This window comes from Rhodococcus sp. T2V (assembly GCF_029269925.1).
GTDB lineage: Bacteria > Actinomycetota > Actinomycetes > Mycobacteriales > Mycobacteriaceae > Rhodococcus_F > Rhodococcus_F koreensis.
This window is the reverse complement of the sequence record NZ_JARJBD010000020.1, coordinates 65,240-79,319: the sequence shown is the minus strand read 5'-3', so window position 1 is coordinate 79,319 and position 14,080 is coordinate 65,240. Positions and strand designations below refer to the sequence as shown.

The window sequence follows — 14,080 nt, the reverse complement described above, 5'->3', positions numbered from 1 at the left end:
GTTGACGAGAACTTGTGATGCGCCGACCGGTGTTGTCGGAGAAAGCTTACGAGCGATACGACAACTTCGACCACAGGAGCGACTGGTGCACGCAATTCGAGGCGACATCGACACCCCCACCCGATCGGCGATACACGACCTCGTCGTCGAATTCACCTGGAAGCTCGACCATGCGGAGCCGGCCGGGTTCGCGGAACTGTTCGAGGCCGACGGAAGATTCGTCACCGGTCAGGCGGTCACGGCCGGCACTGCCGCACTGCAGGCGTTCGCCGACGGACGCACAGCAATGGCTCGCACGTCCCGAAGCGTGCTCAGCAACCATCGCCTCGTTCGTCTCTCCACCTCGTCGATCGAGGGCACGGTGCTCGTCACCTTGTACATGCACGACGGACTCGAGGTTGGTGAACCCATCGCACAGTCGGTGGCGGAATACCGGGACATCTACCTTCGGGGCGCCGACCATGTGTGGCGGTTCCGTGAGCGGCGCTCGGTTCCGATCTTCACGAGGTCGGCGTGAATCCGGCCGGCAGCACGGTCGGCGAGGCCGCCGATCGAACGCACCTGCTGCACGCGTTGGATCTGGCGAGGACGGCGCGCGCCGAGGGCAACCGGCCATTCGGCGCCCTTCTCGTCGATGCCGCAGGGATCGTTCTGCTGACGGCAACGAACAGCGCAGTCACCGACCGCGACATCACTGCGCACGCCGAGACCAATGTGGTGCGCGCGGCGTCGGCGTCGAGGTGGGCTCCGGCACTTGCCTCGACCACGCTGTACAGCAGCGCGGAACCGTGCACGATGTGCGCCGGCGCGATCTATCTGAGCGGCATAGGACGCGTGGTGTACGCACTCGCAGCCAAGGATCTGGCATCACTTCCGGGTGCATCGGACCAAGTCCGCACGGTCCCTACCCCCATGGCGGAGGTGCTCGCCGGTGGCGACGGTGGTCCGGAGATCCGGCATCATCCGATGGGACAGGCCGCCCTCGAACCCCACGTCGACTACTGGACGGGGCAGGCACGATGATCCTCACCTCGACGGTTCGCCTCATTGCCGGGGACGGCCACACGTTCCGGGCCTACTCCGCGCGACCCGAAACACGTCACCATCGCGGTGGAATCGTTCTGCTGCACGAAATCTTCGGTGTCAACCGTTACATACGGACCATGGCTGAGATCTTTGCGGCGCAGGGGTTTCAGACGCTCGTCCCCGACTTGTTCGCGCGCCAGGAGACTGATGTCGAACTCGACTACACCGGGGAGGACTTCACTCACGCGATCGAGCTGCGGGACAACCTGGACCTGTCCACCGCCCGCCTCGACATTTCCGCGGCAGTCCAGTGGCTGCGCCGAAGCGACTGGGGCAATGGGCGGGTCGGTGCGCTCGGCTACTGCCTCGGCGGCGGTCTGGCTATCCTGGCCGCCGCGAGTACCGACGTCGAGACTGCGGTGAGCTACTACGGCGTCGGAGTGCAGGACCGCCTCGACGTCGCCGAACAGATCGATGTCCCCGTCCTGTTCCACTTCGCCGAAAATGACCATTATTGCCCGCCCGAGGCCCGAACCGCCATCGCGGAGGCGTTCGCCGGGAACCCGGAGGCGGAGTTCTACCGGTACCCCGGGGCGAACCACGCGTTCGCCACCTTCGGACGCGACACGTTCGATTCCGAAGCAACCGATCTCGCGTTCGAGCGCACCCTGCTGCATCTGCAGCGGTGGCTGGACTGACCTGACACATCCCGAGTTCTCGTCATTGCGGCCACAACTCGAACCCGCCAGGCTCAGTACAACGAGACTTTCGCCACACCCCCAGTCTCCAAGGATCGCGCGAACCGCGAGTCCCTTCAGGTCCACGACCTCATTCTCGGAGAAGGAAACGACCGATGCACATACTGCCCCGACACGCCGTCATCGCCGGCCTGGTCACACTTGCCCTGGTATCGACGGCAAGTTGTAGTTCCTCGAACACACAGTCCCGTACCGATGGCCTTCTCGACGTCACGGTGGGTCAGCTACCCATCGTCGACTCCGTTCCCTTCACGTTTGCCGTCGACAAGGGATTCTTCCGCGAGGAAGGGATCAACGCGACCGCAGACTTCACCAATGCCGGTGCCATGATCACGAACTTGGTCAACGGCTCCGACCAGTTCGCTCTCGGAGAGACAGCGATCGTGATCCAGGCGTTCGACAAGGGGCTCCCGCTGCGGATCGTCGGGGGCGTCACCAAGAGCACCGATCTCCCCGCTGAGGACACCGGAGTCGTGCTCGTCGCTGAGAACAGTGCCGTCAAGACACCCGCGGACCTGACCGGAAGAACCGTCGCGGTCGGGGCACTGAAAGGCAGTGGCGAACTGTCTCTCCGTGCCGCGCTCGACAAGGCCGGGGCGGACAGCCACCAGGTGAAATTCCTGGAAATGCCGTTGTCGGACATGACCGACGCCCTCGCCAAAGGCCATGTCGACGCCATCAGCACGATCTCACCGTTCGATACCGCCGCGCTCGCCCAGGGCGCCACCCGCTTGATGTCACCGGGCGCAGAGGCGGTGCCCGGTGGCATGCAGCTGACCGTCGCCACCTCGCAGAAGTTCGAACAGGAGAATCCGGAGGCAGTGCAGGGCTTCGTCCGGGCACTGAACCGGGGCATCGAATACGCCGCCGCGCACCCGGACGAGGTGCGGGCAGTGCTGCCGACGATCAGCCCGGTTCCCGCTGAACTGATTCCGGCCATGCGGCTCCCTGTCTTCGACGCCGGCGCCCCCCGCGCCGCGCTGACGCTGTGGACCGGGCTGATGGAGCAGTATCAGTTCGTCTCAGGAGACGTCGATGTCGACGAGTTGATGAGCTGATCGATCATGACCACGCTCACGCACACGCCTCGACCCCCGGCCGCAACCTCACCGCGGTTTCCACTCCCCCAGCGACGCCTGGCCACGCGGGCAGCGGTCGTCGTCGCTGCCCTGGCAGGCTGGCAGCTGGCGGTGCAGTCCGGGCTGTTGCCCTCCAGTTCGATACCTACTGCCACACAATCACTGTCGGCTCTCGCGTCGATGACGACCACGCCGGAGTTCTGGATGACGCTGGGCCAGACCGCGGTGGGCTGGGTTGCGGGCCTCGCCCTGTGCGTCGTCCTCGCCGTCCCCGTCGGACTGCTGATCGGAACATCCGAGTTCCTCACCCGCAGCACACGCCTGATGATCGACTTCCTGCGCACCATTCCCGCGGTCGCACTCACCCCCGTACTGCTGCTGATCCTCGGCTCGACGATGGAGATGAAGGTGCTCCTGGTCGTGTTCGGGGCGTGCTGGCCGCTACTGACGTCCACCGTCGACGGTGTTCATCACGTCGACCCTGTCGCCGCCGACACCGTGCGGTCGTTACGACTCTCGCGTTTCGATCGCATGACTCGACTGATCCTGCCGTCCGCGCTCCCCTTCGTGGTCACCGGATTACGCACTTCGGCCGCCATCGCGCTGATGCTGACGACGGCGGCCGAGTACCTCGGCTCGGCTCCGGGACTGGGCAAGTCACTGGGCATAGCGCAGCAGGCCGGTGGTGTGGATGTGATGTTCGCCTGGCTGATGGTCGCGGGACTGCTCGGTGTTGCCCTCAACGTGGTCTTCCTCCACCTCGAATGCCGGGTGATTCCGTGGTCGCCCGCCAACAGAGAGACAGTGAAATGATACGGAGAACAGCACGAGCGGCCGCCGTCGAACTGTGGCTGCCCATCGTGGCCGTCGCCGTGGTGTGGGTGGCGACAACACGCAGCGAGAGTTTCTATTTCCCTCCACTTCAGCAGGTGGCGCATACCTTCCAGCAGATGTGGTTGTTCGACCGGATCGGATCGGATGCCGTTCCCAGCGTGCGGAACTTCCTCGCCGGTCTGGTGATTGCGACAGTGATCGGAATCGGTGCCGGGTTGGTGCTGGCGCTGCGCGAGGGTCTCTACGATGCCGCACACCCGGTGTTCGAGTTCATGCGCTCGGTACCTGGGATCGTGCTCGTTCCCGTCGGCCTCGTGCTGATGGGTGTCGGGGACGAGATGAAGATCGCGGTTATCGCCTACGGGACGATCTGGCCGATCCTGCTCGGCACGATCGACGGTGTCCGCTCCCTGGACCCGCTCGTACGAGACATGATGCGCAGCTATCACATTCCGTTCCACCATCGATTGCTGCGGGTCGTCCTGCCGGGGGCAAGCCCGCAGATTCTGGCCGGAGCGCGGATCAGCGTCGCGCTCGGCGTGGTGTTGATCATCGCCAGCGAATACGTCGCGTCCACGCACGGAATCGGATACGTGCAACTGCAGGCCGAACGCACCTTCGCGATTCCGGAGATGTGGTCGGCATTGTTACTTCTGGGAATTCTCGGTTACACGAGCAACGTCGTGTTCCGCGGCATCGAACGGTATCTACTCCGCTGGTACTACGGGCTCAGGAAAGCTGGGCAAGGAGGTTCTGCATCATGACCACATCCACCACCACCCCGGCCGCAGCCACCGACCCGGACGTGCCCGCTCGTCTCGCTCTTGATGTGCGGGCCGTGGCAAAATCCTATGGTCGCGGGACTGCCTCCCGGCACATCCTGGCCGACATCACGTTCACGGTCCATCAAGGGGAATTCGTCACCGTGGTCGGCCCCTCGGGGGCAGGCAAGACCACCCTGTTGCGGTGCCTCGCCGGACTGCTGACACCGGACGCCGGCGAGGTCGCACTCGAGGGAGAGAATGTCACCGCTCCCCCGAAGGGCCTGGCCCTCGTCTTCCAGGACTACTCACGGTCCCTGCTCCCCTGGATGAGTGTGCTGGGCAATGTCATGCTCCCGCTCCGCGGTTCGGGCCTGAAACGAACAGAACGCCACCGCATCGCCGAGCAGGCGCTGCAGGCGGTGGGCCTTGCACACGCGACGAACCTCTATCCCTGGCAGATGTCGGGCGGGATGCAGCAACGCGCCGCCATCGCCCGCGCAGTCGCGTGCCGGCCCGAAGTGCTGTTGATGGACGAGCCCTTCGCATCGGTCGACGCGCAGACCCGGGCAGATCTCGAGGACCTGATGCTCAGACTGCGTGAGGAACTGGGGATGACCGTCGTTCTCGTCACCCATGACATCGACGAAGCGGTGTACCTGGCCGACCGTGTCATCGTCCTCTCCGGCGCTCCGACGTCGGTCACCGAGATCATCCAGGTCCCCCTACCCGGCCCCCGGGATCAATTGCACACCAAACTCGAGCCGGCCTTCGCCGAGCTACGCGCACATGTCCTCGGACTGATCCGGCGCTGAAAAATCCCGAGTTCCGGGGATGAACCGACGTTGCCGACCCGAGCAGTATCGAGCAAGAACACCTCCCACCACTGACCTGAAGTGAGGGCACGAATGTCGATCAGCACAGACACCCCCGACCGGACCGACACCACCTCGATCGCCGACGAATTCAAAGACACGATGGCATCCCTGTGCGCCCCGGTCACGGTGATCACCACCATGACCGAGAACACGCCCGTGGGTGCCACTGTCAGCGCCTTCGGCTCGCTGTCGCTGACCCCGCCCATGATCACCGTCGCCCTCGACCGCCGCTCGCGGGTGCTGACGGCTGTCACCGCCACCGGCCGACTGGGCGTGAACATCCTCGGCGAGCACGATGAGGAACTCGCCCGCATCTTTGCTACCAGCGGCATCGATCGATTCGCCGACGCACCCTGGAGGATGGACAGCGGCCTGCCTCGCTTGATCGACGCCCCCGGCTGGCTCGGATGCGACGTCGCCCGGATAGTCGGCGGCGGCGACCACATCATCATTCTCGGGCAGGTCAGAACGGTCGAAAACCGGCCCGCCCGCACCCTCTCCTACAGCAAACGCCGATTCGGGATCCATACTCCGCTGCCCACCTCGGCCCGTCCGTGACTCCCCAACCGCAAAGGAACCGAAGATGACCTCCACCACCACTGCCCCGCTGACCTCGTGGCCGCTCGCCCGCACCGATCGGCGCGCCGCGGCCCTCGCCGGGGTCGATTCCATCCGTGACGAACTCGTTATCGGCGCAATCGAATCCGAATCGGGTCGGCGCCTCAGTGACCGATCCATCGCAGCACTGCGGCAATCGCGGGTGCTCGGAATCATGACTCCCGACGATCTCGGCGGCAACGTCGTCGATGCCGTCACCGCGTTCGAGGTAATCGAAAAGATTGGGCACATCGACCCCGCCACCGCCTGGACAGCCACGATTCTTCTCGAAGGTGCCGGCGAGCTCGCCACCGTGGTCAGCCAAGACACAGCCCGCAGGATCTTCGCCGGCGGCATCGCCCTCAAGGCGGCGTCCCTCAAGCCCGGCAGCGCGCAAAGGGTGGACGGCGGCTACGTTGTCAGCGGCCGGTGGGACTTCGTCAGCGGCCTCTACCACGCTGACTACGTCACCGCGACGTTCCTCATCGCCGATGAGGCCGGCAAACCGGTACGCCGAGCCGCGCTCCTGCCGCGTGGCGAGATAGAGATCCTCGACGACTGGCAAGTACTGGGCATGCGCGGCACGGGCAGCAGCAGCTTCCAGGCCGACCATGTCTTCGTCGCCGACGACATGATCTACGACCCGATGGCTGAGGGCTGCCGCACCGACACCCCGCTGTCCCGCCTCGGCATGGTGCCCTTCGTGTTGCAAATGCACCCCGGCATGGTCCTCGGCGCGGCCCGCCGGGCTCTGGACGAAATTGTCGGCGCCGCGCCGAAGATCCGGCGTGGTGGGCGGATCAACCTGCATCAGCCTCCTGCCCTGACCGAACTCACCTGGTTCCAACGCGAACTCGGCGAACTCGACGCCCGCGTCCGCGCCGCGCGCAGCCTCTGCATCGATACCCTGCACCAGGTCAACGATGTGATCGACGCAGGAGACCGTGTTCAGCTCCCACTGCTCGACCAGATGCAGACCGCCGCCTCGCTTGCCGCGAAGACCTCGGTGGAAGTGGTCACCCGCGCGTTCCGACATGCGGGTGCCGCCGCGATCCTCGACGACAGTCTCCTGTCCAAGCTCCTCCGCGACCTCAACACCATCTCCGCTCATGGGGTGATGGGTGAGGCCGGTTTCGAAAGCCACGCAGAATTCATCCTCGGCCTTCAGACCGACGAGAACCGCCGAATGGTGTGACCGCGGTGTCACCCGACCTGCAGAGCCGAACCGGATGGAATCCCGGACGTCAATCGACGACGAAGTGCGTCCTCTCGAAGAACCGCCCGGCGCCCCGTTCCCGCTGTCGTCCGATCACATATCGACCGGGGGCAATGCCGGTGGCTCCGTGCTCGGGGTGGATGAGGTAGGCGGCAACGCGGGTGTCGAGGATGCCGAGCGCGAGGCGCCGCGGGTCGTTCACCGGTGTCGACCATATGCACATGCCTTCGTCGGCGACGAGGCTGTGCGGGTTTCCGCCCGCCGCGCTCCGCAGCAACTCCACTCCCGACAGCGGGACGTTCTCCGACCGCGTCCATGGACCGGGCGTGACGACTTCGGCGACAAGCGAGTACGGGACTACGATGAGATCGCCCTGGGCCTGCATACCGTCGATGACGGGTACGGATACTTCCTGATCGAGATAGTCGAACACATCGAGGCCCGTGAGGGTCGTGAGATCGGACAAGGTCATGATCGAATTCATGCGAATCACCTTCGGAGTTCGGGTTTTCGGGTTTCAGGTTCGACGAACGAGCCGGGCGTAGTCGGCGCCATTGATGCCGTAGGTCCAGGCCGCGGCATCCAACGCGGACGAAATCCCTGTCGGCACATAGATCCCGTATCGTCGCCGACGGCCGTCGCGTTCGGGAGAACCGTTGACGGCGAGCAGAATGTGATCGCTGCGGCCCCAGCCGTCCGATATCACGTAAAGCTGCAGCGTGTGACCGACATTGCCGGGATCGTCGGCTCGGTCGATCAGCGCGAGTCCGGCCTCGTCGATGTAGGTGTCCCATCCGATGCGCTCGATCGCGCATCGGCGGACCTCGACATTTCGTTCGCGTGCGATACGTTCGACCGTCGGCTCGAGGACGACCCAGTCGGGGACGATAGTCCCGTGCTGCACGAAAAGCGCCCGACCATCTTCGAATTCCAGCGCAGGCGCATCCGGGTGATGCAATCGGTGCTCGTTGTGAACACGGGCCGGTATGGGCTCGGCATGCAGGGCGGTGGGTCGTTCGGCAACGACGCACACATTGTCGAACGCCCACCACCACCCGGTCGCGCCGGTCAGGGCGGTGTGGACGTCGAGTAGCTCGACATCGTCGGAGCGGAACCTGGCGAGCCCAAACCGACGGTACGCGTCGTAGTACGCGACCCGATGGGCCTCTTGCTGTCCATACCAGCTCACGCCACCGGCGACGGCAGGCATCAGTGTCCGTATCGCAGCCGCGGCCCCATCGAAAAGGCTCGTGCGCAACGAATCCCACACGGCGGCTCGAATGATTGCATTGGGGCTGATGTCGGCGCGGGCAGAGTTGTCGGGCGACTGGGCTCGCGCGATCTCGATCGCCCGGCGTTCGTGCGGCCAGTCGGATCGCCCTCGGGCGATCGATGCGTCCATGCGTCTGCGCGATTTCGAAAGCATGGTTGCTATTCGGGCGGAGACGCACTGGACTCCGTCGCCGGCAAACGACAGCGTCGTCGCCAATCCCTCGGCGGCGATCAGGTCCGATCCCGCTGGGGGTGACGGCACCCAGACGAACTCCGGCCGGCTGAATCCGGCTCGACGATACAATGTTTCGATAGCCGATTCCGCCGTGGTGCGATCGGAAGGGTGTGCACACAACCCGTGCGCGAGCCATGCGTCACGCGCAGCTTCGACGCCGAACGTGTATTCGGCGGAGTAATCAGTGTTCTCGGTGAATGTCGCTCGGTGCCGAGTCACCGAGCGGAACGGTGCGGCGCTCACGCGACTGTGGCGGAGTCCGCCTTTCCCATGGTCATGCGTATGAGCGTGGCACGCGAATGCCTCGAGCGCAAGACCTCCGGCTGACCCCCGCGATCTTTCCCTCGCCGGCTCGGTCCAGGGGGGTGGCCAGACACCACCCCCAGGGGGTCTAACACGACCCGCCCCTGCGCGCCACGATGGAGGTACCGGAATCGACAACACCCGCCCCGACCCCCAGAAAGCACACCATGACGTCGACCAACTACGGCGACCCGCCGACCGACGGAGCCCGGCAACGCACTACCTCAACGGGCGCACTCCGAAAGGGGAACTCCCAGTGACGGACTCCGTTCTCTCGTACACCGACCGTGGGCGTACCGACGAGATGACTCTGGTCCCGGACCACTCCCCGATCGTCATCGGCCGCTCCTCGTACGCCGACCTGTCGCTGCCCACCGACCCCGACATCTCACGCCTGCACGCGACCATCGAACGCATCGGCATCCACTGGACCATCACCGACGACGGCCTCTCCCGCAACGGCACCTCTGTCAACGGCACCCGCCTGCAAGGACGCCAGACACTGCACCCCGGAGACGTCATCCAAGTCGGCGAGAGCATGCTCACCTACCATGGGGAGCCTGGCACCGACTGCGGCGTCACCCACATCGGGGGCACCGTCGACGCCGACATCGTTCTCACACCCGCCCAACGCACCGTCCTCACCGAACTGTGCCGGCCATTCCACGACGGCACCGACCACCCCATCCCGGCCTCGAACCGACAGATTGCCGACGCCCTGCACCTGAGCACCGAAACCGTCAAGACCCATCTCCGTGCCCTCTTCAGCACATTCCAGATAGAGGACCTCCCTCAGAATCAGAAGCGCTCCCGACTCGTCACTCTCGCCCTCAACAACGGCGTTCTCAACTAGGGTTCTGATCGGTTCCAAGCCGAAGGGGGGTCGATTTCCAACCCTAGGATGCGTTTCGATACGCGGGAGGTCCGGCGGATCCTGTTGTTGCCAACAACATCTGTCAAGCGAGGAATGCATGGATCCGATCATCGTGATTCTCGGTGGAGTGGTGGGCGCCGTCGCCGCATATGTCGTGCCGCTCTGGCTGATCAAGAGCGGTCGCAGTCCACGGCTGGCCGCGAAACGTGAGGTGTCCACGGCGATCAGCAACGGCGCGCTGCCACCGAACGCAGACATCTGGTCATGGCGAACGCGACTGGTCGAGAACCGACGGTCGGTCGCCCGCGGCAGCTGGGCGATGCTCGCCGCCGGTCTCCTCATGTCATTCGTCGCGCTCGCCAACTTCGCCGACGAGGGTGACTTCTTCCTGACGTGGGTGTTCATGTGGTTGGCCGCCACGTTACTTGCCGCGGCGTTCGGGATGCATCGCCAGGTGAAGCGAGCCGACGCTCTACTCACGGCTGTCAGCGCAGGGGCAACTGGATCAACAAATTCCGGTGCTCGTTGAGTGGACACGTGCATTCGACGTTCGGTCGTCATCCGGCCGCTGGACCGGCCGATGTTGTGAGGTCGCAGCCCACCACACGTCGGCCGATTACTACTCGCCTTCGGGTTCTGCAGTCCTCGGCTGCCCGGTCTGCTTGGGTGCAGCCGGCACCCATTCCCGCAGTTGCTGCACCACTGTTCCGTAGAACGCGTCCGCCGAGGACGTCACGCTGCTGATGAAACTCGCCGCCGTTCCCGACCTTCGACCGCCCATCGGGAATGACTGCTCGAGGCAGAAGGACACGATGTCGCCGGACCGGCCGGCGGTGAGCACTTTCGGATCGGCCCGCACCGCCGCGATGTGCTCGCAGGCTTCGTTTCCGCGCTCGGAGAACACCGCCTCCACCTGAACGTCGCCGGGGACCTCCTTGAGTTGTCTGAGCAGCCACGACAGCCGGCGACCGGAGGTTCCCTCGTTCGGTGCCTCCACGGTGGTCCGGCAGCGGATCTTGTTGGTCCGCACATCCGCGATCACCACCAGATCACCCGCAGTCTCCGGGATCCGCAGGACCGCCTCGAACACGCCGTCGGCCGCCAACCGCTCGGCAACCGCCGCGTTACGGGCCACCGGATCGGTGCTGTGCCTGCGCGGCAGTACGTGTTTGACGGTGACCCCCAACTCGGCGGTCAGTCGCAGCGCGAGATGCCGGGACAGGGACACCCAGGTGTCGGCCACGGTGAGGGCTTTCTGGTCGCCGGCGCGCAGAGTGCCGGCGGTGACTGCGTCGCGCACCGTGACCCAGTGCCGACCCATGTCGACGAACTCGACCGCCCCGGACCGCGGATGGTCGAGGTACCGCAGGAACTCCGCAAGGACCCACGCCTGCAGATCGTCGTCGATTCCGCCGTGGGACAGCAGCATCCGCGCCTCGTGCGCCACCTCCGCCCACGACAGGTGCCGTAGAGCGACCTTGGCGAGCTTGCGCCGATCGACCTCCACCGGCAGCTCCCCCGCGCTGGCCGGGACGTCATTCGACAGGCTGACCACGACGTCGTACTTCTTCTTCCGAGCTACGTCGAGATAATTCTCGAGCTGCTCCTTCTTCAGCTTGCCGCTGCCGGTCTTGACCTCGAGCAGACCGGTCCACACCCTGCTGCCGCGGGCGACCTTCAACACGGCATCCGGAATCACCTTCGTCTCGCCCCGCTCGTACGCCACCTCCACGTACCCCTCGAAGGTGCCCGTGGGAGCCCCCACCCGGGCACACACCGCGCGGGCGAACGGGCGCACCGCCTGCATCGTCGCGATCAGTGCGGACGTGGCACGCCGCTCCTGCTCCTCACCCGCGCCGACACCGATGACCGAGAACAACCGCGCCGGCTGCCAGGTGTCCTGTTCGGCGAGGCCGAATACGAGTGGTTTCGACTTCTTCACCGCCCGCTTGGCAGTGCGGACACCCCGGGTCGTCGCTTTCCGTGGTGCGGCCGGTGTCGTGGGCAGTTCGGGCACCAATTGCGGGACGTCGCCGGTGGAGCCGGACGGCGCCGCCACGGCGGATTCCTCACTGTCGGACGGGGCGTCGGCGGTCGCGGCGGGTTCGGGGTCCTGGTCGTCGTCGATGTCGACTCCGAAATCCGTGGCCAACCCCGCCAGCCCGGACTCCCAGCCCTGCCCGACCGCCCGAACCTTCCAGTCGCCGTTGCGGCGGTACACCTCGCCGAATACGAATGCCGACTCGGTGGTGGCATCGGCAGTGACATACTCCGCCAACGTGTGCCCGGCACCGTCGACGACCCGAAGGGCGAGTTTGCCGAGGTCACCGAACCTGCCGGCAGCGACACTGCCGCCGAGGGCAACGGTGTGCACATCGTCCGGCACGGCGGACAGATCGATTGCGATCCTCGCCTGCGCCCCTTCCTCGGTGCCGCTCGCGCCCAGGAACCGAATCGATCCGTCGGTCGACTCAGGCTGGTTGTAGAACACGAAATCGGCATCGGAGCGCACCTTCCGGTCCGCGTTCAGCAGCAATGCCGACGCGTCGACCTCGACGTCCGACTCGGTCCACCCGAGCACCACGTCGATCTGCTCCACATCAGCGGGCAGGGACAGGTTCTGCCCCTTGGACAGCATCGGAAACTCCACCAGAACCACCTTTGTTCGACCCGGTACTGCAACGACCTGTGCCGCCGGACAGGGTCTGTGCCGACAACCGACGTCCGTCGCATCAACTGCGCATACTAATCGGTTCGTTTCGCTCTTGGACACCACCCCGCAAACATCGTGTCGCCGCGGGCATTCACGCCGTCAGCGGGTCGACAACACCCCGTGGCGCTCTGTCGGTTGTGTGAATGATATTGCGGACCAGACGAACTGCGCTCGAATCGACGACCGCCGGACACCTGCAGGTTTCAGCACTCGCTGCCACAGACCACGCACTGCCGGTAGGCACACCCTCGACAGCTATCACCGTGACCGCGCCGACGGACGTTCACGATCAGGCCGCCAGGGCCTGCAGCGAGCCGCGAAAGTGCCGAATTGCCGCCACATGAACAGTGCGTCATGGCATGGTGCACTCGACAAAGCCTCTGGGTCCGCACTTCGAAGAGGCTGGTCCGCTGCGTGAGGGTTCATCGCAGCGGTTGCTGCTCCCGTTCCCGGATGAGCTGATCAGTCAGGCGATACACCGCCACCTCGTCGGGGATACCGACCTTCGTGGCACGCTCACGGGCCGCGATGAACGCCCGAACCTCGTCGTTCCCTGATGCGCGGTCTCGGTGCACGAGTTTGTGGCGTGCTTCGGCGAGGTCTTCGAGCACCCACCACTGAAAACGATCGAGGCCGGCCGTGATCTCGGCGATCCGCGCCCGCTCCGACCGACCTGTTCGCCACCGGTCCGCGAGGTCTGATCCGGCCAGCAGGACGGCGAGGACGACGACACAGACCGCGGTGATCATTCGGCGCCCCTTTGTGCGACCGCGACCTTTGCCGGTTCACGGGTGACCGCGACCAGGGCACAGGTCGCCGCGATCGCGCCCACGAGAGTGAGCGCCAGGGGCAGCGAGATCTCGGACGCGGTCATCGCGCCGACGGTAGTGGCCGCGAAGGCGAGCACGGCGAGCACCCACAGGACGCGGGCCACCCCGGACCGGTGTGTGAGCTGAACGGTCGAGCCGCCGACGACCAGCAGGGCTCCGAGCCAGAGGATCCAGGTGGTCATGGGTGGTATGGGTCCTTCCGGGGTCGGCGGGGCGTGCCGTCTCGTCACAGGGTGTCATGCCGCCGGCGGCGAGCAGATCGGCGGGTCATCGACGGTCGTGTGCTCGTGCCGCACACTTCGCGGCGGAAGCGATGTGGGACGGTTGCCGCGTGCGCGGGATCGAACCCATCCGAGCAAGAGGAAGCCGCTGTCGCCTTCCCCGGTGACAGCGGCTTCGTTTCCTTCCCGGGAACGCTACGCAATGCAGGTCTTACCCGGTCAGGGTGACGGTGACGCCATATCGCCTCTCGGCAAGTGGTCGCTCGCAGCGACTCTTCTGGTGTGGTACCCGGGGTATGCGCGCCGCCGTCCGCTCCTTCAACAGCGGACCATCGGGTGGTATTCCCGAGCGGTGCGCGCGGCGCTGGGTGCGGGTGTCTGCGCGGGTCACGAAGCAGTCAGGGGGCGTCCTCGACGGCGGCGTTGGCGTGGTGGAACTCTTGGCGCCGACACTGTGAGATCTGGCTGATCATTGTCGTATCG

16 protein-coding genes are annotated in these 14,080 nt (G+C 65.5%); 11 read left to right on the top strand and 5 right to left on the bottom strand.

The window, feature by feature from the left end; all coding sequences use genetic code 11:
- The first annotated feature begins 85 nt into the window (after positions 1–85).
- The 9 genes from P3H15_RS18725 (at position 86) to P3H15_RS18685 (ending at position 7,128) form a co-directional block, all read left to right on the top strand.
- Positions 86–517: a nuclear transport factor 2 family protein gene (locus tag P3H15_RS18725; RefSeq protein WP_276138617.1), complete on the top strand. Its 432-nt coding sequence runs from the start codon at positions 86–88 to the stop codon at positions 515–517.
- Positions 514–1,023, top strand: coding sequence for a nucleoside deaminase (locus P3H15_RS18720; RefSeq protein WP_276138616.1), 510 nt, complete (start codon positions 514–516; stop codon positions 1,021–1,023). The genes P3H15_RS18725 and P3H15_RS18720 overlap by 4 nt, the downstream gene beginning before the upstream one ends.
- Complete coding sequence (locus tag P3H15_RS18715; protein WP_276138615.1) at positions 1,020–1,724, top strand: dienelactone hydrolase family protein; 705 nt, start codon at positions 1,020–1,022, stop codon at positions 1,722–1,724. The genes P3H15_RS18720 and P3H15_RS18715 overlap by 4 nt, the downstream gene beginning before the upstream one ends.
- Before the next feature lie 155 nt (positions 1,725–1,879).
- Positions 1,880–2,842, top strand: coding sequence for an ABC transporter substrate-binding protein (locus tag P3H15_RS18710; protein WP_276138614.1), 963 nt, complete (start codon positions 1,880–1,882; stop codon positions 2,840–2,842).
- A gap of 6 nt (positions 2,843–2,848) precedes the next feature.
- Positions 2,849–3,676 carry an ABC transporter permease gene (locus P3H15_RS18705; RefSeq protein WP_276138613.1) on the top strand — a complete coding sequence of 276 codons (828 nt, stop codon included), beginning with the start codon at positions 2,849–2,851 and terminating at the stop codon, positions 3,674–3,676.
- Positions 3,673–4,461: an ABC transporter permease gene (locus P3H15_RS18700; RefSeq protein WP_276138612.1), complete on the top strand. Its 789-nt coding sequence runs from the start codon at positions 3,673–3,675 to the stop codon at positions 4,459–4,461. Before P3H15_RS18705 ends, P3H15_RS18700 begins: the two co-directional genes overlap by 4 nt.
- Positions 4,458–5,273, top strand: a complete 816-nt coding sequence (locus P3H15_RS18695) for an ABC transporter ATP-binding protein (protein WP_276138611.1) — start codon at positions 4,458–4,460, stop codon at positions 5,271–5,273. Before P3H15_RS18700 ends, P3H15_RS18695 begins: the two co-directional genes overlap by 4 nt.
- 93 nt (positions 5,274–5,366) lie before the next feature.
- Positions 5,367–5,894, top strand: coding sequence for a flavin reductase family protein (locus P3H15_RS18690; RefSeq protein WP_276138610.1), 528 nt, complete (start codon positions 5,367–5,369; stop codon positions 5,892–5,894).
- Positions 5,895–5,919: 25 nt separating this feature from the next.
- Positions 5,920–7,128 (top strand): acyl-CoA dehydrogenase family protein, encoded by a 1,209-nt coding sequence (locus P3H15_RS18685; protein ID WP_276138609.1) that lies wholly within the window; start codon positions 5,920–5,922, stop codon positions 7,126–7,128.
- Positions 7,129–7,177: 49 nt separating this feature from the next.
- Here P3H15_RS18685 and P3H15_RS18680 read toward each other — a convergent pair whose 3' ends face one another.
- Together P3H15_RS18680 and P3H15_RS18675 are read right to left on the bottom strand one after the other, a co-directional pair.
- Positions 7,178–7,633: a hypothetical protein gene (locus tag P3H15_RS18680; RefSeq protein ID WP_276138608.1), complete on the bottom strand. Its 456-nt coding sequence runs from the start codon at positions 7,631–7,633 to the stop codon at positions 7,178–7,180.
- A 33-nt stretch (positions 7,634–7,666) separates the two neighbouring features.
- The gene (locus P3H15_RS18675; RefSeq protein WP_276138607.1) at positions 7,667–8,359 is read right to left on the bottom strand and encodes a DUF6745 domain-containing protein; all 693 of its coding nucleotides are present in this window, start codon (positions 8,357–8,359) and stop codon (positions 7,667–7,669) included.
- Positions 8,360–9,215: 856 nt separating this feature from the next.
- Here P3H15_RS18675 and P3H15_RS18670 point away from each other — a divergent pair.
- Together P3H15_RS18670 and P3H15_RS18665 are read left to right on the top strand one after the other, a co-directional pair.
- On the top strand, positions 9,216–9,812 hold the full coding sequence (locus tag P3H15_RS18670) for an FHA domain-containing protein (RefSeq protein ID WP_276138606.1): 597 nt from the start codon (positions 9,216–9,218) through the stop codon (positions 9,810–9,812).
- 118 nt (positions 9,813–9,930) lie between these two features.
- A complete protein-coding gene (locus P3H15_RS18665; RefSeq protein WP_276138605.1) occupies positions 9,931–10,362 on the top strand; it encodes a hypothetical protein in 432 nt (143 codons plus the stop codon).
- A 90-nt stretch (positions 10,363–10,452) separates the two neighbouring features.
- Here P3H15_RS18665 and P3H15_RS18660 read toward each other — a convergent pair whose 3' ends face one another.
- From P3H15_RS18660 to P3H15_RS18650, 3 genes are all read right to left on the bottom strand, one after another.
- Positions 10,453–12,483: a TerD family protein gene (locus P3H15_RS18660; RefSeq protein WP_276138604.1), complete on the bottom strand. Its 2,031-nt coding sequence runs from the start codon at positions 12,481–12,483 to the stop codon at positions 10,453–10,455.
- Positions 12,484–12,968: 485 nt separating this feature from the next.
- Entirely contained in the window at positions 12,969–13,295 is a 327-nt protein-coding gene (locus P3H15_RS18655) for a hypothetical protein (RefSeq protein WP_276138603.1), read from the bottom strand.
- Positions 13,292–13,558 (bottom strand): hypothetical protein, encoded by a 267-nt coding sequence (locus P3H15_RS18650; RefSeq protein WP_276138602.1) that lies wholly within the window; start codon positions 13,556–13,558, stop codon positions 13,292–13,294. The genes P3H15_RS18655 and P3H15_RS18650 overlap by 4 nt, the downstream gene beginning before the upstream one ends.
- Between the last annotated feature and the right edge of the window lie 522 nt (positions 13,559–14,080).